An 18,176-nucleotide genomic window follows, 5' to 3' on the forward strand; every position below is an offset into this window, starting at 1 on the left:
GGACCCGGTCTGCTGTATCCGGGTGACGGATCCGCTCAGCCCTCGTCGTGCGTGTCGGCCGCCTCGACCTCTTCGCGGGTGATGCCCAGCAGATACAGCACCGTGTCGAGGAAGGGAAAGTTCACCGCCGTGTGCGCCGCCTCGCGGACCACCGGTTTTGCGTTGAAGGCGACGCCCAGACCGGCCGCGTTCAGCATGTCCAGGTCGTTGGCGCCGTCGCCGATCGCCACCGTCTGCGACAGCGGCACCCCGGCCTCCGCGGCGAACCGGCGCAGCAGCCGCGCCTTGCCCGCGCGGTCCACGATCTCACCGGTGACCCGCCCGGTGAGCTTGCCGTCGACGATCTCCAGCGTGTTGGCCTGCGCGAAGTCCAAGCCCAGCCGTTCCTTCAGATCGTCCGTGACCTGGGTGAAGCCACCCGAGACGACCCCGACCTGGTAACCGAGACGTTTCAGCGTGCGGATCAGGGTGCGGGCACCCGGCGTCAGCCGGACCTCGTTGCGCACCTTCTCCACCACCGAGGCGTCCAGCCCCTTCAGCAGCGCCACGCGCGCGTGCAGCGACTGCTCGAAGTCCAGCTCCCCGCGCATCGCCGCCGCCGTCACCTCGGCCACCTGGTCCTCGCAGCCGGCGTGCGCCGCGAACAGCTCGATGACCTCGTCCTGGATCAGGGTCGAGTCCACGTCCATCACCACGAGCCGCTGGGCGCGCCGGTGCAGCCCCGCCGACACCACGGCCACGTCGACACCCAGTGCCGCCGCGTCGGACGCGAGCGCGGTGCGCAGCGGCTCGGTCTCCACACCGGAGACGGCGAACTCCACCGCTGTCACCGGGTACTTGGCGAGCCGGAAGATACGGTCGATGTTGCCGCCGGTCTTCGCGATCCGGGCAGCGATGGCGGCCGTCGACTCGGCGGTCAGCGGATGGCCGAGGACGGTCACCAGCGAACGCCCGAGGCCGCGCGGCCGGTTGTCGCCGTGCCCCGAGATGATCTCCGCCTGCATCTTCATCGACTCGGCCCAGCTGTGCACGGTGGCCCGCAGATCGCCCTCCAGGCCGGCCGGCGGCTGGGTCACCAGCACGCACAGCACCAGACGGCCCCGGGTGACGACCTGCTCGATGTCGACCACATCGACGAGGTACGCGGCGAGGGTGTCGAAGAGGCCCGCCGTGATGCCCGGCCGGTCCTTGCCGAAGATCTTGACGAGGAGAGTGGGGACCTCGGGGGTCTGTGAAGCAGAGGTCTGCGAAGCGCTCATGGTGTCACCACCGTATCCGGCACCCAGTGCCGTCCGCCGCCGAGGTCCGCCTGACGGACACGGAACAATGGATGTCGCGCCGGTGTCAGGGATCTTGCCACTGGGAGACACCCCGCGCCCGACACACAGCGGCCCCGGCTCCACCTCGACTGTGCCACGAGAAGCCCTGACGGGCAGGGGCAGGGGCAGGTGTGGGGTGGCGCCGGCCGCTGCGCGGGGTTCGAGGGGTGCGGCGGGGTGCTTTGTGGGTATGCGACGGCGTCGGCCACGTCTCCGACTCGTTGTGCGAGTCGTCGTGCAAGTCGTTGTGCGGTCCCGGCGGAGTCACTCGTGGCGCTTCTGCTTCCCCCGGTGGTCCAGGGGGCGGCGGAGGAGGGAGCGGTGGGGGAGCGGTGTCGAGCGGCCGGGTGACGGTCGGGGCGCCGCACCTCTCGTCCCTGGCGGTCGGCGGCTCATCGTCCGGCGGTTCCTCGCGCAGGTCCTTCGGCGCCTGGAGGTCCTCCAGGATCCGGTGACAGGGATTCGCGTCCGGGTTCGGCGGCCGGTACGGCGTACTCGGCACGTACGGCCCGAGTCCGCCCCGTGTCCAGGGCGCCCGGCGTTCCCGACCCCGGGGCCGGTGGGGCTCCCGACCGCGGGGCCGCTGCAGGGGGAGGACCCCGCCCCGCCCCCGTACTCCGAGCCCCCGCCCTCGCCCATGCAGGCGTCCTGGCGATGTCCGAGCACCTCCTCATCGCCCCCGGCCTGCCCCTCCTGCCCGCCCCGCCCCCGCAGCCCGCGGCTCCCACACCACCCGCGCCCCGCCGCCCCGCTCGCCCATGCGGCCACTGCACCGAACGCCCCCGCACCACGCCCCACGCCGCGCCGATCAGCAGGGACGTACCGAGACGGCCGTGCAGTTCGAGGCCCGAGCCGAAAGCGTCGAAGCCCAGCACGGGCAAGGAGGCGGTCACGGACACGTCCGTCAGGTGGGCGGGCAGGGGCAGGGCGACCGCGGTGGCGACGCCGAGGCGCACTGTGCACCGAGGGGCCGGCCCGAGGGCGCTGTCCGGCGGTCGTAGTCCGAGGGCACGATCGGACGGCCGAGGTCCGAACGCGCTGTCCGGCGGCCCAAGTCCAAGGACACGGTCGGACGGCCGTAGCCCGACGGCGTCATCCGCCAGTCGTACCACCGGCGTGCACACGACCCTCAGGACGCCGGTCAGCAGCATGGCCGACGCCGCCGCCACGGCCCGTAGCCACGCCCGGCCGTCCAGCTCGGCCAGTCGGCTCAGCGTCACCGGAGGCCGGTCGGAGCGTGCGCCGAGGGACTGGTCCAGTGGGTGGGGGAGGAACCGGGTGAGGGCGCCGGTGGCGTGGCCGTTCCAGGCGACGAACAGGCCGAGCGGGAGGCCGGGCCAGATGCCGATCGGCGTGCCGGGCAGGGCCGCGCCGGCGATCCGCCCGGACAGTCGTCGCCGATCGCGGTGTACGCCGCCGCCGCGAGCCCCGCTGCCACGGCCACCAGCAGCACGGTGACGAGCCGAGACCGCCGGCCGTGTCACCCGGTGCACGGCGGACCAGCCGGGCGGAAGGGAAGCGCGGCGGGAGGCGAGCCGGGCGATCAGCAGGACACCGGCACCCCAGCCCGCGCCGCTGAGGAGCGTGGCCTCGGTGTCCACGGTGAAGCCGACCGCGGCCTTGGGATGGACGAGACTGCCGATCCGGTCCGGCAGCGGTCTGCCCATGCCGCCGAGGCCGGGGATGTCCACTGCGCCGTCTCCCTCGCCGCCCGCGCCCGGCAGCGCCGCGAAGAGCACGACCACCGCGCCCGCGCGGGCGAGGAGTTCGGCCGGGGAGACGACAACTCCGGCTGGGCGCAGGGATCGTTAGGGGGAGTCACGACAACACGAGGGCACAGACCAGGCTCACCCCGAGTGGCGTGATTTCGATGGTGGTGTGAAGGCTGGTGCCTTTCAGGCCGAAGGCGGACACAGTGCCCGACGGTGTGACCGAACCACCCACCCCGAGTGCCACAACTGCGGCCCCCGGTCCGCTTTCATCGCAGGCCCCCGATCCGCGGCGCGACACCGCGGCCCCGGCTGTCCCCCTCGCCGGGATTACCACTCTCCGGCCCGGTTTCAACCCCCGTCCATGGGTGAGTTGGAGCGCGTGAGGGCGCTCGTGACAAGGCCCGGCTTTCGGTCAGAGGGCGGAGCCTGAAATAGTTCCCCACGATGTTCGACATCCCTAGACTCCCTGTGATGGGGGTAACTCGGGGGACAACTCAGTGGGGCATGGAGTGCCGGAACTCGTACTGGAATCAAACGGACAGACCTGGACGCTAGACCCGTCCAGGCCCTACACCCTCGGGCGCGATCCGCAGGGTGACATCGTCTTCGACGACGCCAGGGTGTCCTGGCGGCACGCCACGGTCAGCTTCAACGGCCGTAGTTGGGTCATCGAGGACCACGGCAGCACCAACGGCACGTTCGTGCAGGGGCGGCGGATCCAGCAGGTGGAGATCGGGCCGGGCGCGTCGCTGCACCTCGGCAACGCGACCGACGGACCGCGGCTGAACCTGTCCGGAGCCGCGGTGGGCCAGCAGGGGCCGGCGCCGTACGCCGCGCAGGGCGCCGGCGCACCGGGCTGGGCCCAGCAGGCCGCTGCGGCCCAGTCGCAGGCACCGGCCTCCCAGCAGGCCGTACCGCAGCAAGCCGTACCGCACCAGGCGCCGGCGCGGCCGCAGGCCCCGCAGCCGGACTGGGAGCAGCAGGCGGCGCCCGCGTTTCCGCACCAGCAGTCGGCTCCCGCCGATCAGTACGCACAGAAGGCACCCGGTGGTGGCGCGGGGGCGCCGCCGGTCCACGGCGACCGCAGCCCGACCACGTTCCACCAGTTCGCCGTCGGCCGGGTGATGCGCATCGGCCGTGCCCTGGAGAACGAGCTGGTCGTCTCCGACCTGCAGGTCTCCCGCCACCACGCCGAGTTCCACGCCACGCCCGACGGCCGTCTGGAGATCCGCGACCTCGGCTCGCACAACGGCACCTACGTCAACGGCCAGCCGATCCCCAAGGGCGGCTCGGTGCAGCTGGGCCCGGCCGACATCGTCGGCGTCGGCCACTCCACCTTCCGTATCGTCGGCGACCGGCTCGAGGAGTTCGTCGACACCGGTGAGGTCTCCTTCTCCGCGCGCCATCTGACCGTCACGGTCGACGGCGGCAAGCAGATCCTGAAGGACGTCTCCTTCGGCGTCCCGGAGAAGTCCCTGATCGCGGTCATCGGCCCGTCCGGTTCCGGCAAGTCGACCCTGCTCAAGGCGCTCACCGGCTACCGGCCCGCCAACCAGGGCGAGGTTCTGTACGACAACAGGAACCTGTACAAGCAGTTCGCGGAGCTGCGCCAGCGCATCGGTCTGGTCCCGCAGGACGACATCCTGCACAAGGAGCTGACCGTCAAGAAGGCCCTGAAGTACGCGGCCAAGCTGCGCTTCCCCGCCGACACCACGGCGCAGGAGCGCGAGGCCCGTATCGACGAGGTGCTGCGCGAGCTCAAGCTGGACATCCACAAGGAGAAGAAGGTCACCTCCCTCTCCGGCGGCCAGCGCAAGCGTGTCTCGGTGGCCCTGGAGCTGCTCACCAAGCCGTCGCTGATCTTCCTGGACGAGCCCACGTCCGGTCTCGACCCGGGCATGGACCGCGATGTCATGCAGCTGTTGCGCGGCCTCGCCGACGACGGCCGTACCGTCCTCGTGGTCACCCACTCGGTGGCCGAGCTGGCCCTGTGCGACAAGCTGCTGGTGATGGCGCCGGGCGGCGCGGTGGCCTACTTCGGCCCGCCGGAGGAGGCGCTGAACTTCTTCGGCTACGACAGCTGGGCCGATGTCTTCTCGGCCTTCGAGAACTACCGCGACTACGACTGGGCGGGCCGCTGGAAGGGCTCGCAGCACTACCAGATGTACGCTGCGGACTTTGACTCGGTCGCTCCGCAGCCGGTCCACCACATGCCTCCGCCGCAGGCCATCAGGCCGCCGAAGCCGCAGGCCTGGGGCTCGCAGCTGCTGACCCTGATCCGGCGCTATGTGTCGGTCATCGCCTCCGACCGGGGCTTCCTGCTGCTGTCGGTGGTCCTGCCGGCGGTCCTCGGCGCGGTCAGCCTGCCGATCCAGCACAACCGCGGCCTGAAGGTCAACGCGGCGATCAACCCGCAGACCGGCCTGCACATCCCGAACGGCACGGCCACCACGGTGCTGCTGATCCTCGCGGTCGGCGCGTGCTTCGCGGGCGCCGCGAACTCCGTGCGTGAGCTGATCAAGGAACGGGTGATCTACGAGCGGGAGCGGGCGACCGGCCTTTCCCGGTCGGCGTACCTGATGTCCAAGGTGGTCGTGCTCGGCGCCGTCACCCTGCTGCAGGGGCTGCTGGTCGGCCTGATCGGCTTCTCCAGCCGTGACATCCCCGACCAGGGAGTCGTGCTCGGCGCCTCCACCCTCCTGGAGCTGTGCCTGCCGATCATGGCCCTCGGCTTCACCTCGATGATGGTGGGCCTGGTGATCTCCTCGCTGGTGAAGACCGCCGAGAAGACCATGCCGCTGCTGGTGATGTTCGCGATCATCCAGGTCGTCTTCACCGGCTGCCTCTTCACCCTGCACGGCACGCTCGGTGTGAACGAGGTCTCGTACCTGATGCCGTCGCGCTGGGGCGTGGCCGCCGCCGGCACCACGCTGGACTTCAACAACATCGCCCCGAACACCGACGACCCGGGCAGCACCGACCCGCTGTGGAACCACACGGGCGGCGCCTGGACCATGGACATGATCATCCTGATCCTGCTCGGTGCGGTCTGCGGCTTCTTCGTGGCCCGCTTCCTGCGCCGGCACGAGCCGGAGGTCATGCGCAAGTAACCGCTGCGCACGCTCCGCAATGCCGAAGGGCGGCACCCCGCAACGGGGTGCCGCCCTTCCGCGTACGTCAGAGGTCCGCGCCGACCTCAGTACGCGCTGTTGACGTTGTCCATCGAGCCGTACCGGTGAGCCGCGTAGTTGGCGGCGGCGGTGATGTTGGCGACCGGGTCGTAGATGTTCCACGACGTGCCGGACACGTGGTACGTGTTGAAGGTCGGCTGGATGACCTGGAGCAGACCCTTGGACGGGACGCCGTTGATGGCGTTGATGTCCCAGTTGTTGATGGCCATCGGGTTGCCCGAGGACTCCCGCATGATGTTGCGGTGCAGGCCGCTGTAGGAGCCCGGGATGTTGTGCTGCTTCATGATGTCCAGCGCCTGCCGGATCCAGCCGTCGAGGTTGTTCGCGTACGTCTTCGCGGCGACGGGCTGCATGTCGAGACGCTCGGTGGAACGGCTCGCGGTCTGCTGGGCGGCGCGCTCCTGCGCGGCCTTCTTGGCCGCGGCGGCGGCGTCGGCGGCCTTCTTCGAGGCGGCGGCCTCGTCGGCGGCCTTCTTCTGCGCGGCGAACGTGTCGAGCTTGACCGACTCGGTGGCGAGCTGGTCGGTGACCGTGCCCTTGACGTTCTTCAGCTGCGGGCCGGCGGCGACCTTGGCGTCGGCGGCCGGGGCGCCGTTGATGACGGTGCTCGTGTTGCCGGGGACGGCCGAGAGGGCCACGGCGGCCGCGCCGAGAGCGGCGACACCGGCGATGGCGATCTTGCCCTGCTTGGTCAGGGCGCGACTATGAGCTCGGTTGAGAACGTTCTTGGGCATGGCTGATGGACCTCTCGTAGCGCGGAGGTCGCTCCTGCGTCCGCCGGGGGAATCGGTTCCTCCCGCACGAACACCGGGGTCCGATGACCCGCGGTGCTGAGCGACGGGAGCAATTCTTAGCGGCCGCAAAATGCCCAGGCAAAGGTGTGACCTACGATCCCCGGTAGTGGATCAGGGAAGGGCAAAACGGGACAGACTGGACCGTCTGCCCCGTTCATAAAGGACGGTTTATCTCCTATGACCCTTCGTACGTGATGTGGACCCTATGTGCGGGCTCACATCGAAGGCGTAACAGTTTCACCAGGAGTTGCCGTCGCAACGCTCTGTGTGAGGGCTCTCCGCCGGGAGGATGAGGTGGACGTCCCCGAACTCGTGCCACAGGTAGAGCCCCCGCAGAGCCTCGTCGTACGCCCGGCCGACCCCGGCCCGCCCCGCCACCGCCTCCAGCATCAGCAGATGCGAGGCCTCCGGCTCATGCAGCCCGGTCAGCAGCCCGTCCACCACCCGCACCCCGCGCTCCGGCGTCACGACCAGATCCGTCCACCCCTCGGCCGCCCGCACCACCCCGTCAGGGCCGGCCGCCGACTCCACAGCCCGCACGGCCGTCGTACCGACCGCGACGACCCTGCCGCCCGCCCGTTTCCCGCCGCCACCCTTCCAGGGAAGTGCTTCGCGCCTCTTTTGATTCCCCTGACTCCCCTGATTCCCCTTGACGGCGTTGATCAGCCGCGCGGAGGCCTCCGGCACCGCGAACCGCTCGGGATACGGCGGCTCGTGCGCCTCCGCCGACGCCACCCCCGTGTGCAGCGTGACCGGAGCGAACCGCACACCCCGGCTCACCAGCTCCGCCACCAGCCGCGCGGTGAACGGCCGCGCCGCACTCGGCATCTCCGCACTGCCCGCCCCGTCCGGCGACGGCAGCGCGAACACCGTCTGGTACGCCGAGAGCGGCTGATCCCGCTCCGTATAGGAGTAACGAATGGGCCGCCCGTACGCGCGCAGCACCCCGAGGGCGTCCCCGGCCGCCCGCGCCCACCACAGCCGCTCCCCGCGCGGGCTCAACGGCTCCTCCAGCACCAGCCGCCCCGCCCCCGGCAGCACCACCTCCGTACCCGCACGCGTACCCGTACGCGCGCGCGTGGTGCCCCGCCCGTCCGGCTCCCGCAGCTCGACCGCCCACCGGCCGTCGTCCCCGAGTGTGGAGAAATGCACCACCGCGCGCGCGTGCCCGATCCGCCCGTCCACCGCCGCGGCCAGCGTGGGCGAGGTGTTCACCACCAGCAGGTCCCCGGCCCGCAGCAGCAGCGGCAGCTCGGGGAACGCGTGATGCGTCACCTCCTCACCGCGCGACACCAGCAGTCGTACGGCGTCCCGGTCCAGCCCCGGACCGCGCTGCTCGGCGGGCACACGCGCGGACAGTCCCCCGGGCAGGCGCACGACCGTGCTCATCGCTCCTCCAGCAGCGCCGGCGCCGCATACCGCCCGCTGGCCGGCCGCTCGTCCAGCAGCCGCAGGAACGCCGGTACGACCGTGGCCGGCGCCGGACGCGGATCGTCGTCGTCGGGTACGGCCGCCGCGTACAGGTCGGTCGCCATGTCCCCGGGATCCACCGCCCACACCCGCAGGCCGGGCTCCTCCACGGCCAGCACCGCCGCGAGCTGATCCAGGGCCGCCTTCGAGGCGCCGTAGCCGCCCCATGTCCCATACGCCTCGGCCGCCGCGTCCGAGCTGACCGCGACCACCGTGCCGGCCGGCGACTCGCGCAGCAGTGGCAGCGCCTCCCGGACCAGGCCCAGCGCGGCCACCACGTTCACCTCCAGCGCCCGCCGCAGCCCCTCCAGCGGCAGCTCGGCCAGCCGGACCAGCGGTTCGGCACCCAGCGCGCTCGCGTTGCTCACCAGCAGATCGACACCGCCCAGCCGGCGCGCGGCCGCCACCAGCGCGGCCCGGTGCCCGGCATCCGTCACATCTCCGGCCAGCGCCTCCACGCGCGTGCCGGGCCCGGCGACGCGCTCCGCGGCCTCCTTGAGGGCCGCGGCACCCCGGGCGTCCAGCACCAGATCCCAGCCCCGCGCGGCCAGCGCCTCGGCGAGCGCCCGCCCCAGGCCCTTCGAGGCCCCCGTGATGATCGCTACCGGCATGACTACCGTCCCCTCGTCGCCCACCGCCCACCGTCGGGCGGTGACCACAACGTAGGAACGGCACCGCCGCGGCCGCCTCGGACGCGGGCCGCAAAACAGAGGGGCCCTTCGGCGTACACCGCAGGCCCGGGGCCCGGGGACCTAGCCCGGCGGTCCTAGGGCCAGCGGACCGGGCCCGGCCGTCACAGGTCCGATCCCCGTTGTCACACCCCGCCGGTACCGTGAGGTCATGAGTCAAGGCCCCCGGTCCGGCCTCGCCGCGGTCAGTTCCGCGCTGCTGGCCATGAGCAGGCATCTGGAGGTGCGCGACGTCCTCAAGACGATCGTCGCCTCCGCCCGCGAGCTGCTCGACGCGCAGTACGCCGCCCTCGGCGTCCCCGACGACCACGGCGGCTTCGCCCAGTTCGTCGTCGACGGCGTCAGCGACGCCCAGTGGAAGGCCATCGGCCCGCTGCCCCGGCAGCACGGCATCCTCGCCTCGATGCTGCACGAGGCCCGTCCCGAGCGCCTCGCCGACGTGCGCAAGGATCCCCGCTTCGAAGGCTGGCCGGCCGCGCACCCGGACCTGGCCGACTTCCTCGGCCTGCCCATCCGCGACGGCGACGAGGTCATCGGTGCGTTGTTCCTGGCGAACAAGAACTGCCCCAAGCCGGACGGGAGTTGCGGCTTCACCGAGGAGGACGAGGCACTGCTTGCCATCCTCGCCCAGCACGCCGCCATCGCCCTCACCAACGCCCGGCTCTACGAACGCAGCCGCGAACTCACCATCACCGAGGAGCGCTCCCGCCTCGCCCATGAACTGCACGACGCGGTAAGCCAGAAGCTCTTCTCGCTGCGCCTGACCGCCCAGGCCGCGGCGGCCCTCGTCGACCGCGACCCCGCCCGTGCCAAGGGCGAACTGCACCAGATCGCCGCGCTCGCCGCCGAGGCGGTGGACGAACTGCGCGCCGCCGTCGTGGAGTTGCGCCCCGCCGCCCTGGACGAGGACGGCCTGATCGCCACCCTGCGCACCCAGATCCAGGTGCTCGACCGCGCCCACACCGCACGCGTGACCTTCGCCGGCAACGGCTTCCGCGCCCTGCCCGCCGCCCAGGAGGAAGCCCTGCTCAGGGTCGCCCAGGAGGCGCTGCACAACGCGCTGCGCCACTCCGGCGCCGCACACGTCGACGTGAGCGTGGGCCGGCGCGGCAGCGGAGCCGTGCTGCGCGTCACCGACGACGGAGGCGGCTTCGACCCGACGGCGGTCCGCCGCGCCGGCCGGCATCTGGGCCTGGTCTCGATGAGGGACCGCGCCAGCGGCGTCGGCGGCACGCTGACCGTGGAATCGGCGCCCGGCAAGGGCACCACGATCGAGATGGAGGTCCCCGGTGGCTGACGCGATCAGGGTGCTGCTCGTCGACGACCACCAGGTCGTCCGCCGGGGCCTGCGCACCTTCCTGGAAGTCCAGGACGACATAGAGGTCGTCGGCGAGGCCGCCGACGGCGCCGAGGGCGTCGCCCGCGCCGAGGAACTGCGACCGGACGTCGTGCTGATGGACGTCAAGATGCCGGGTACGGACGGCATCGACGCCCTGCGTCGGCTGCGCGAACTCGACAACCCCGCGCGCGTGCTGATCGTCACCAGCTTCACCGAGCAGCGCACGGTCGTACCGGCTCTGCGCGCGGGCGCCGCCGGATACGTCTACAAGGACGTGGACCCCGACGCCCTTGCCGGCGCCATCCGCTCCGTGCACGCCGGACACATCCTGCTCCAGCCGGAGGTCGCCGGCGCCCTGCTCTCCCAGGAAGAGGCCAACTCCCCCCAGAGCAGGGGTGGTTCACTCACCGAGCGGGAGCGCGAGGTGCTCGGCCTGATCGCGGACGGCCGCTCCAACCGCGAGATCGCCCGCGCCCTCGTGCTGTCCGAGAAGACCGTCAAGACGCATGTCTCCAACATCCTGATGAAGCTCGACCTCGCCGACCGGACGCAGGCCGCGCTGTGGGCCGTTCGCCATGGCGTGACCGGCTGATACGTCCTCACCAAGGCATCACCGGGGGCAACCGGAAGGGTCAGGCTATGGACTGAGATTCATACCGTCGTGGGAATGTCCCCCGGACGGCGCAACCGCCGCCGCTCTCCGCCGTTCTCCAGTGCGTGCCGCGGCGAACCGCCGCGGTGAACGTCTAGGAGGGGTTGGAAAGTGAAGAACCTGAAGAAGGTCGCGGCCGTGACGATGGTGGCCGGCGGCCTGGTGGCCGCCGGAGCGGGGATGGCCTCCGCCACGGAGGGCGCCCACGCCTGCGGTGTCGCCCAGGGCTCCCCGGGCGTCGTCTCGGGCAACGTCATCCAGACCCCGGTGCACATCCCGGTGAACGCGGTCGGCAACACCGTGAGCGTGGTCGGCCTGCTCAACCCGGCCTCCGGCAACATCGGCGTCAACCACTGACGTCCCGCCACCAACGACCACAGGCCTCCCGGGCACACCGGGAGGCCTGTCGGCTTGCTCCGGGCCGGCCTTCAGCCCGCCCCCCGCTCCCGCTCCTCCACCATGGAGTTGTACGCCGCCACCTGAGCCCGACGGGCCGTCCGCTCCACCGGCCGCAGCGCCTCGGACCGAGCGGCCATCTCAGCGGACGTGACCGCCGCCCCGTGCCCGTTGTCGTACGCCAGTGAAATCAGCAGCGCGACCCGCTGCGCCAGCTCCAACACCCGCACCGCACGCGGTGGATAACCGGGCGCCAGCACCTCCTGGCCGCGCTCGGCCCGCGCACGGTACGCGTCGATCGCCGCCTCCGCCACCGGACCCGACCCGGCGACATCCAGCTTCGCCAGCAACTGGGTCGCCTCGCGCAGCGCCTCCGCCAGCTCCCGCTCGGCCTCGCCCAGCGAGGGCACGTCGGCGGGCGGCGCCTCCCGCACCGGCAGTACATGCCAGACCACCTCGGCATGCACATCACCGGCTGGCCCGGCCTCGTACACCTCAGGCACCAGACCGAACGCGGCCCCGAAGCAGACCACCGCCTCCTCGGCGTCCAGGGCCCGCGCATTGAACTCCGGCGGCCCGCTCAGGCCCAGCGGATGCCCCGGCGCGGGCAGCGCCACCCGCAGGCCGGTCACCCCCAGTGTGCGCAGCCGCCCCAGCGCGAGCGTGAGCCCGACCGGCGCGGACTCCCCGGGCAGCCCCTCCACCCGGTGCACCGTGTCCTCGCCCACAATGGCGAGCATGGCGTCATCCGGCGAGACAAGTCCGGCCAAAAGGGCATTTCCCCAAGCGGCAAGGCGTCCTGAACGCGGTTCCGAGAGCATGCCCCCACCCTAAGGACCGGACCGAAGGAATGGACCGGCGCACTCGTGGCGTAGATTTCATAAGGGGCTGCGCCCACCGGCGCGGCGGACCGAGCCCACTGGCGAATGCGACAGCCGACACCGGCACACTGCAAGGGGAGACAACGCGCTCATGAGCGATGTTCTGGAGCTTCAGGACGTATCCGTGGTCCGCGAGGGCCGGGCTCTCGTGGACCAGGTCTCCTGGTCGGTGAAGGAGGGCGAGCGCTGGGTCATCCTCGGCCCCAACGGCGCCGGCAAGACCACCCTCCTGAACGTCGCCTCCAGCTACCTCTTCCCCAGCAAGGGCACCGCCACCATCCTCGGCGACACCCTCGGCAAGGTCGACGTCTTCGAGCTGCGCCCGCGCATCGGCATGGCCGGCATCGCCATGACCGAGAAGCTCCCCAAGAGCCAGACCGTCCTCCAGACCGTCCTCACCGCCGCCTACGGCATGACCGCCGGCTGGCACGAGGAGTACGACGAGGTCGACGAGCAGCGTGCCCGCGCCTTCCTCGACCGCCTCGGCATGACCGACTACCTCGACCGGAAGTTCGGCACCCTCTCCGAGGGCGAGCGCAAGCGCACCCTGATCGCCCGCGCCCTGATGACCGACCCCGAGCTGCTCCTGCTCGACGAGCCCGCCGCCGGCCTCGACCTCGGCGGCCGCGAGGACCTGGTCCGCCGCCTCGGCCGGCTCGCCCGCGACCCCATCGCCCCCTCGATGATCATGGTCACGCACCACGTCGAGGAGATCGCCCCGGGCTTCACCCACGTCCTCATGATCCGCCAGGGCAAGGTCCTCGCCGCCGGCCCGATCGAGCTGGAACTGACCTCCCGCAACCTCTCCCGCTGCTTCGGTCTCCCGCTCGTCGTCGAGCAGGTCGGCGAGCGCTGGACCGCCCAGGGCCTGCCGCTGTCCTGACCCCTCGGCGCTTCGCTTCGCGCCCTGTCCGCCGTCCGACCACGGCCCTACCATGACCATGTGGACGACATCGACGCATGGGTGTGGTGGCTTGTCGGCGCGGCGGCGCTCGGAATCCCGCTCGTGGTCACCGCGATGCCCGAGTTCGGCATGTTCGCTGTGGGAGCCGTCGCGGCCGCCGTCGTGGCCGGACTCGGCTTCGACGCCGTGATCCAGGTCCTCACGTTCGTCGTCGTCTCCGTCGCCCTCATCGCCGTCGTCCGCCCCATCGCGGCCCGGCACAGCAGACAACGCCCCCAACTCGCCACCGGTGTCGACGCCTTGAAGGGCAAGCAGGCAGTCGTCCTGGAACGCGTCGACGGCTCCGGCGGCCGCATCAAGCTCGCCGGAGAGATCTGGTCGGCCCGCTCCCTCGACACCGGACGCGTCTACGAGGTGGGCCAGGAAGTGGACGTCGTGGACATCGAAGGGGCCACCGCCGTCGTCATCTGAGGCATCCGGCCCACGAGTTGGGTGAAGGTCTGTCAGACTCGACCAGCAAGATCTTCTGCAAGCATGTGATCTGCCGAAGGCGCCGAGGCGGAGAGGGGTGCGGGGAGCACGATGGAACCGGTCATCATCGTCCTGATCATTCTGGTGGTGTTGGTCTTCATCGCCCTGATCAAGACCATCCAGGTCATCCCACAGGCCAGCGCCGCCATCGTCGAGCGCTTCGGCCGCTACACACGCACCCTGAACGCGGGCCTCAACATCGTGGTCCCGTTCATCGACACCATCCGCAACCGCATCGACCTGCGCGAACAGGTCGTACCGTTCCCGCCGCAGCCGGTGATCACCCAGGACAACTTGGTCGTCAACATCGACACGGTCATCTACTACCAGGTGACGGACGCCCGTGCGGCCACCTACGAAGTCGCCAGCTACATCCAGGCGATCGAGCAGCTGACGGTCACCACGCTGCGCAACATCATCGGCGGTATGGACCTCGAACGCACCCTGACCTCCCGCGAGGAGATCAACGCCGCCCTGCGTGGCGTCCTCGACGAGGCGACGGGCAAATGGGGCATCCGCGTCAACCGCGTCGAGCTGAAGGCCATCGAGCCCCCGACCTCCATCCAGGACTCGATGGAGAAGCAGATGCGCGCCGACCGTGACAAGCGCGCCGCGATCCTCACCGCCGAAGGTACGCGCCAGGCCGCCATCCTCACCGCCGAAGGTGAGAAGCAGTCCCAGATCCTGCGCGCCGAGGGTGAGGCCAAGGCAGCGGCACTCCGCGCGGAAGGTGAGGCCCAGGCGGTCCGTACGGTCTTCGAGGCCATCCACGCCGGCGACCCGGACCAGAAGCTCCTGAGCTACCAGTACCTTCAGATGCTCCCGAAGATCGCCGAGGGCGACGCCAACAAGCTCTGGATCGTCCCCAGCGAAATCGGCGACGCCCTCAAGGGCCTCTCCGGCGCCATGGGCAACTTCGGTTCCCTGGGCGGCGGTTCGGGCAACAACGGCAAATCCGTCCCACCCCAGAACAACGGCCCGGACCGCTGGGAGAAGCCGAACATCGACTGAGGGTTGTCACCTGACGCCGGATTCCTGCAGCGCCCCGTAAGGGGCGCGGGGAACTGCGCGAGAAACCACTGACAACCCGCAGTCGACGTACGCACACGCCCCTACCGCGACTGGTCAGGCAGCATCCCGAGCCAACCAGTCAGGCAGAGCCTCGAACTCCTCGGCCCCCAGCGTGAGCAACATCGCATCCGCCGGCGTCGGCTCGAACGGCTGCCGGAGCAGTTCCATCCCGGCCTGCTGCGGAGTCCGGGCGGCCTTCCGGTGATTGTCCTCCGCACACGCGGCGACCGTATTCAGCCACGTGTCCTGCCCACCCTGGGCCCGCGGCACCACATGGTCCACGGTCGTGGCCCGGCGCCCGCAGTACGCGCACCGGTGCCGGTCCCGGACCAGCACACCCCGCCTCGACCACGGAGCTTGTCTTCGGAACGGCACCCGTACGTATCTGCACAGCCTGATCACCCGAGGCGCGGGTATGTCCACATCGGCACCGCGCATACGCAGCTCGGGATGGGCCTGCTCGACGACGGCCTTGTCCTGGAGCACCAGAACCACGGCTCGATTCAACGTCACCGTCGACAGCGGCTCGAAGCTCGCGTTCAGAACCAGCGTGTCCCGCATCCAGCCCACCTCCCGTGCGCACCTGCCCACCCCCCGGCGGGCTTGGATCAACTCTGGATGGGCGCGCCGAGATGGACAACGCAATAAAAAATGCCCGCCTCCGATCACTTCCAAGACCGGAGGCGGGCAAACGTTCAATGAACGCTCGGCTGAATCCGCACCATGGGGTCAGCCCTGCTATGCGGTCAGCCGCGCACGGGATTCTCGTACTCACCGATGAGCTGGGCCCGCGCGATCGCGTGGAACCGCAGATTGAAGCCGACGACCGCGGGCGAGACATCGGCATCCGGACCGAGCTTCTCCTGGTCCACCGCGTACACCGTGAAAACGTACCGGTGCGGCCCGTCCCCGGGCGGCGGCGCGGCACCACCGAAGTCCTTCGAGCCATAGTCGTTGCGCACATGCACCGCGCCCTCGGGCAGGCCCTCGAACTTGCCGCTGCCCGCCCCCGCAGGCAGCTCCGTCACGGAGGCCGGGATGTCGAACAGGACCCAGTGCCAGAACCCGCTGCCGGTCGGCGCGTCGGGGTCGTAGCAGGTCACGGCGAAGCTCTTGGTCTGCGGCGGGAAGCCCTCCCAGCGCAGCTGCGGAGAGGTGTTTCCCTCCGCGTAGACCTGGGCGCTCTTGAGCGTCGCGCCCTCCTCGACGTCCGCGCTCGTCACCGTGAACGACGGCACGGGCGGATGGAAGTCATGGGGGAGCGGCCGCCGCTTGAGCTCGGTCACCTCGGTACCTCCTGATCGATGATCTGGAACCAGCAGCTCCCGAGCCTAGAACCAGTTGCGCTTGCTGCCGACCTCGGACAGCCACTGGTTCAGATAAGCCGCCCAGTCGGTCCCCATCCAGTCGTGCTGCCCCATCTGGAAGGACCGGAAGGTGTCCGAGCCCTCGCTGAACAGACCCGGCTTCTTGTCCATCTCCAGCACGACGTCCATCGCGTGCTCGTCGGCCACGAAGCTCAGCTCGACCTGGTTCAGACCCCGGTACTGCGACGGCGGGTAGAACTCGATCTCCTGGTAGAAGGGGAGCGTCTGCCGCGTACCCCGGATGTGACCGCGTTCCATGTCCGCGTTCTTGAAGCGGAAGCCCAGCTGGACGAAGGCGTCCAGGACGGCCTTCTGCGCCGGCAGCGGGTGGACGTTGATCGGGTCCAGATCGCCCGAGTCCACGGCCCGCGCGATCGCCAGCTCGGTCGTCACACCGATGTGCATCCCGCGCAGAGCCTGCCCGTCGATCATGGTGACCGGCGTCTCCCAGGGGATCTCCAGCCCGAACGGCACCGCGTGCACGGCACCGGCCTGCAGCTCGAAGGCACCGCCGAGCCGCACCTTCGTGAACTCGATGTCCTGCTTGTACTCCTGGTCGCCGCTCTCCACCTCGACCTTGGCCTGCAGACCGACGGACAGCCCCTCGATGTCCTGGTTCACCGAACCGCCCTGGATGCGCACCTCACCCTGGACGACACCGCCCGGCACGACATTCACCTCGGTCAGCACCGTCTCGACCGACGCCCCACCGGCACCGAGGCTCGCGAGCAGCTTCTTGAACGCCATTGACTCTCCCTTTACGAAGGACCCTCGACCCCTACAAACGCGATCCGCCCTCGACCGGTTCCGCCGGCCCGGTGTCCCGGCTGCACTACCCTCGGACGGCATGATCGCGCCCCCGGACCGTGTGCCACTGCCCCGAGCGTTCTTCGACCGCCCGGTCCTCGACGTGGCACCGGACCTTCTCGGCCGCATCCTGGTCCGCACGACCCCCGACGGCCCGATCGCCCTCCGCCTCACAGAGGTCGAGGCGTACGACGGCCCGAACGACCCCGGCTCACACGCCTACCGCGGCCGAACCGCCCGCAACGCGGTGATGTTCGGTCCGCCCGGCCATGTGTACGTCTACTTCACCTACGGCATGTGGCACTGCATGAACCTCGTCTGCGGGCCCGAGGGCCGGGCGAGCGCCGTTCTGCTCCGTGCAGGCGAGGTCGTCGAGGGCGTCGAACTGGCCCGCAAACGGCGACTTTCGGCCCGGAACGACAAGGAACTGGCCAAGGGCCCGGCCCGCCTGGCGACGGCCCTGGAAGTCGACCGCGCCCTGAACGGCACGGACGCGTGCGCCACAGCCGAGACTCCGCTGCGGATGCTGACCGGTACGCCCGTACCCGCTGACCAGGTACGAAGCGGCCCGCGCACCGGAGTCTCCGGCGACGGCGGGAACGGGGACATCCACCCCTGGCGCTACTGGGTGGCCAACGACCCGACGGTGAGCCCCTATCGGGCCCATGTACCGAGGCGCCGCTCAAGTTGACGCGCCTTGCCAAGGTGCGTAACGTATCCCGAGCCGCTGAACCGGGTACGGCAATCGCCTGCAGCCGGAGCGGCCACCCCACTACTCAGCTACAGCCCCTCAGCGGGGTCGAATTCGGTGCGCCCGTATGCCCGAATTTCGAAGCCGCGAGACTCGATTATGAGTCGCCGAGAGAATGAGCTAAAGTAGTGAATGTCGAAAGGGCGGACGGCGAAAGCCGAAAACCCCGAAGACGTCCCGCCGACAGGGAATCAGACGCCGAAAGGATCTGATAGAGTCGGAAACACCGAAGGGAAGCGCCCGGAGGAAAGCCCGAGAGGGTGAGTACAAAGGAAGCGACCGTTCCTTGAGAACTCAACAGT

17 protein-coding genes are annotated in these 18,176 nt (G+C 70.4%); 8 read left to right on the top strand and 9 right to left on the bottom strand.

Translation table 11 applies throughout. The features are described from left to right. Positions 1-35 precede the first annotated feature (35 nt). Positions 36-1,259 carry a phosphoserine phosphatase SerB gene (serB, locus tag M878_RS82365; protein WP_023551747.1) on the bottom strand — a complete coding sequence of 408 codons (1,224 nt, stop codon included), beginning with the start codon at positions 1,257-1,259 and terminating at the stop codon, positions 36-38. A 452-nt stretch (positions 1,260-1,711) separates the two neighbouring features. Next, positions 1,712-3,121: a streptophobe family protein gene (locus tag M878_RS97860; RefSeq protein WP_342452758.1), complete on the bottom strand. Its 1,410-nt coding sequence runs from the start codon at positions 3,119-3,121 to the stop codon at positions 1,712-1,714. A 419-nt stretch (positions 3,122-3,540) separates the two neighbouring features. Here M878_RS97860 and M878_RS82370 point away from each other — a divergent pair, with 419 nt between their 5' ends. Next, positions 3,541-6,141, top strand: a complete 2,601-nt coding sequence (locus M878_RS82370) for an ABC transporter ATP-binding protein/permease (RefSeq protein WP_023551748.1) — start codon at positions 3,541-3,543, stop codon at positions 6,139-6,141. Between the two features lie 86 nt (positions 6,142-6,227). On the opposite strand, the gene M878_RS82375 is transcribed toward M878_RS82370, so the two are convergent. From M878_RS82375 to M878_RS82385, 3 genes are all read right to left on the bottom strand, one after another. Further along, positions 6,228-6,956, bottom strand: a complete 729-nt coding sequence (locus M878_RS82375; protein ID WP_023551749.1) for a transglycosylase SLT domain-containing protein — start codon at positions 6,954-6,956, stop codon at positions 6,228-6,230. A 297-nt stretch (positions 6,957-7,253) separates the two neighbouring features. After that, complete coding sequence (locus M878_RS82380) at positions 7,254-8,405, bottom strand: S-adenosylmethionine:tRNA ribosyltransferase-isomerase (RefSeq protein ID WP_023551750.1); 1,152 nt, start codon at positions 8,403-8,405, stop codon at positions 7,254-7,256. Beyond that, complete coding sequence (locus M878_RS82385; RefSeq protein WP_023551751.1) at positions 8,402-9,097, bottom strand: SDR family NAD(P)-dependent oxidoreductase; 696 nt, start codon at positions 9,095-9,097, stop codon at positions 8,402-8,404. Before M878_RS82385 ends, M878_RS82380 begins: the two co-directional genes overlap by 4 nt. Positions 9,098-9,326: 229 nt before the next feature. Here M878_RS82385 and M878_RS82390 point away from each other — a divergent pair, with 229 nt between their 5' ends. The 3 genes from M878_RS82390 (at position 9,327) to M878_RS82400 (ending at position 11,523) form a co-directional block, all read left to right on the top strand. Then, positions 9,327-10,472, top strand: coding sequence for a GAF domain-containing sensor histidine kinase (locus M878_RS82390; protein WP_023551752.1), 1,146 nt, complete (start codon positions 9,327-9,329; stop codon positions 10,470-10,472). Further along, positions 10,465-11,106 (top strand): response regulator, encoded by a 642-nt coding sequence (locus M878_RS82395; protein WP_023551753.1) that lies wholly within the window; start codon positions 10,465-10,467, stop codon positions 11,104-11,106. The genes M878_RS82390 and M878_RS82395 overlap by 8 nt, the downstream gene beginning before the upstream one ends. Positions 11,107-11,277: 171 nt before the next feature. Continuing rightward, positions 11,278-11,523 (top strand): chaplin, encoded by a 246-nt coding sequence (locus M878_RS82400; protein ID WP_023551754.1) that lies wholly within the window; start codon positions 11,278-11,280, stop codon positions 11,521-11,523. A gap of 71 nt (positions 11,524-11,594) precedes the next feature. Here M878_RS82400 and M878_RS82405 read toward each other — a convergent pair whose 3' ends face one another. Beyond that, positions 11,595-12,383: a hypothetical protein gene (locus M878_RS82405; RefSeq protein WP_078630462.1), complete on the bottom strand. Its 789-nt coding sequence runs from the start codon at positions 12,381-12,383 to the stop codon at positions 11,595-11,597. A 151-nt stretch (positions 12,384-12,534) separates the two neighbouring features. On the opposite strand from M878_RS82405, the gene M878_RS82410 reads away from it, so the two are divergent. The 3 genes from M878_RS82410 to M878_RS82420 all read left to right on the top strand — a co-directional run bounded on the left by M878_RS82410 (position 12,535) and on the right by M878_RS82420 (position 14,889). After that, on the top strand, positions 12,535-13,326 hold the full coding sequence (locus M878_RS82410) for an ABC transporter ATP-binding protein (RefSeq protein ID WP_023551756.1): 792 nt from the start codon (positions 12,535-12,537) through the stop codon (positions 13,324-13,326). A gap of 60 nt (positions 13,327-13,386) precedes the next feature. Then, on the top strand, positions 13,387-13,818 hold the full coding sequence (locus M878_RS82415; RefSeq protein WP_023551757.1) for an NfeD family protein: 432 nt from the start codon (positions 13,387-13,389) through the stop codon (positions 13,816-13,818). Between the two features lie 111 nt (positions 13,819-13,929). Beyond that, positions 13,930-14,889 (top strand): SPFH domain-containing protein, encoded by a 960-nt coding sequence (locus M878_RS82420; protein ID WP_023551758.1) that lies wholly within the window; start codon positions 13,930-13,932, stop codon positions 14,887-14,889. Positions 14,890-15,003: 114 nt separating this feature from the next. Here the strand turns inward: M878_RS82420 and M878_RS82425 are convergent, their stop codons facing one another. From M878_RS82425 to M878_RS82435, 3 genes are all read right to left on the bottom strand, one after another. After that, a complete protein-coding gene (locus M878_RS82425) occupies positions 15,004-15,510 on the bottom strand; it encodes an HNH endonuclease (protein WP_023551759.1) in 507 nt (168 codons plus the stop codon). A gap of 185 nt (positions 15,511-15,695) precedes the next feature. Further along, positions 15,696-16,235: a YbhB/YbcL family Raf kinase inhibitor-like protein gene (locus M878_RS82430; protein ID WP_023551760.1), complete on the bottom strand. Its 540-nt coding sequence runs from the start codon at positions 16,233-16,235 to the stop codon at positions 15,696-15,698. A gap of 45 nt (positions 16,236-16,280) precedes the next feature. Beyond that, positions 16,281-17,063 (bottom strand): sporulation protein, encoded by a 783-nt coding sequence (locus M878_RS82435; protein ID WP_023551761.1) that lies wholly within the window; start codon positions 17,061-17,063, stop codon positions 16,281-16,283. Positions 17,064-17,163: 100 nt separating this feature from the next. On the opposite strand from M878_RS82435, the gene M878_RS82440 reads away from it, so the two are divergent. Beyond that, positions 17,164-17,814, top strand: coding sequence for a DNA-3-methyladenine glycosylase (locus M878_RS82440; protein ID WP_023551762.1), 651 nt, complete (start codon positions 17,164-17,166; stop codon positions 17,812-17,814). Positions 17,815-18,176 lie beyond the last annotated feature (362 nt).

Origin of the sequence: Streptomyces roseochromogenus subsp. oscitans DS 12.976 (assembly GCF_000497445.1) — a bacterium.
In the GTDB taxonomy this organism is placed as follows: domain Bacteria; phylum Actinomycetota; class Actinomycetes; order Streptomycetales; family Streptomycetaceae; genus Streptomyces; species Streptomyces oscitans.

Excerpts from the sequence above, each read along its gene's own strand:
- serB (WP_023551747.1), bottom strand. The coding sequence starts at position 1,259 with ATGAGCGCTTCGCAGACCTCTGCTTCACAGACCCCCGAGGTCCCCACT.
- M878_RS82375 (WP_023551749.1), bottom strand. The coding sequence starts at position 6,956 with ATGCCCAAGAACGTTCTCAACCGAGCTCATAGTCGCGCCCTGACCAAG.
- M878_RS82380 (WP_023551750.1), bottom strand. The coding sequence starts at position 8,405 with ATGAGCACGGTCGTGCGCCTGCCCGGGGGACTGTCCGCGCGTGTGCCC.
- M878_RS82385 (WP_023551751.1), bottom strand. The coding sequence starts at position 9,097 with ATGCCGGTAGCGATCATCACGGGGGCCTCGAAGGGCCTGGGGCGGGCG.
- M878_RS82390 (WP_023551752.1), top strand. The coding sequence starts at position 9,327 with ATGAGTCAAGGCCCCCGGTCCGGCCTCGCCGCGGTCAGTTCCGCGCTG.
- M878_RS82405 (WP_078630462.1), bottom strand. The coding sequence starts at position 12,383 with ATGCTCTCGGAACCGCGTTCAGGACGCCTTGCCGCTTGGGGAAATGCC.
- M878_RS82410 (WP_023551756.1), top strand. The coding sequence starts at position 12,535 with ATGAGCGATGTTCTGGAGCTTCAGGACGTATCCGTGGTCCGCGAGGGC.
- M878_RS82420 (WP_023551758.1), top strand. The coding sequence starts at position 13,930 with ATGGAACCGGTCATCATCGTCCTGATCATTCTGGTGGTGTTGGTCTTC.
- M878_RS82425 (WP_023551759.1), bottom strand. The coding sequence starts at position 15,510 with ATGCGGGACACGCTGGTTCTGAACGCGAGCTTCGAGCCGCTGTCGACG.
- M878_RS82435 (WP_023551761.1), bottom strand. The coding sequence starts at position 17,063 with ATGGCGTTCAAGAAGCTGCTCGCGAGCCTCGGTGCCGGTGGGGCGTCG.
- M878_RS82440 (WP_023551762.1), top strand. The coding sequence starts at position 17,164 with ATGATCGCGCCCCCGGACCGTGTGCCACTGCCCCGAGCGTTCTTCGAC.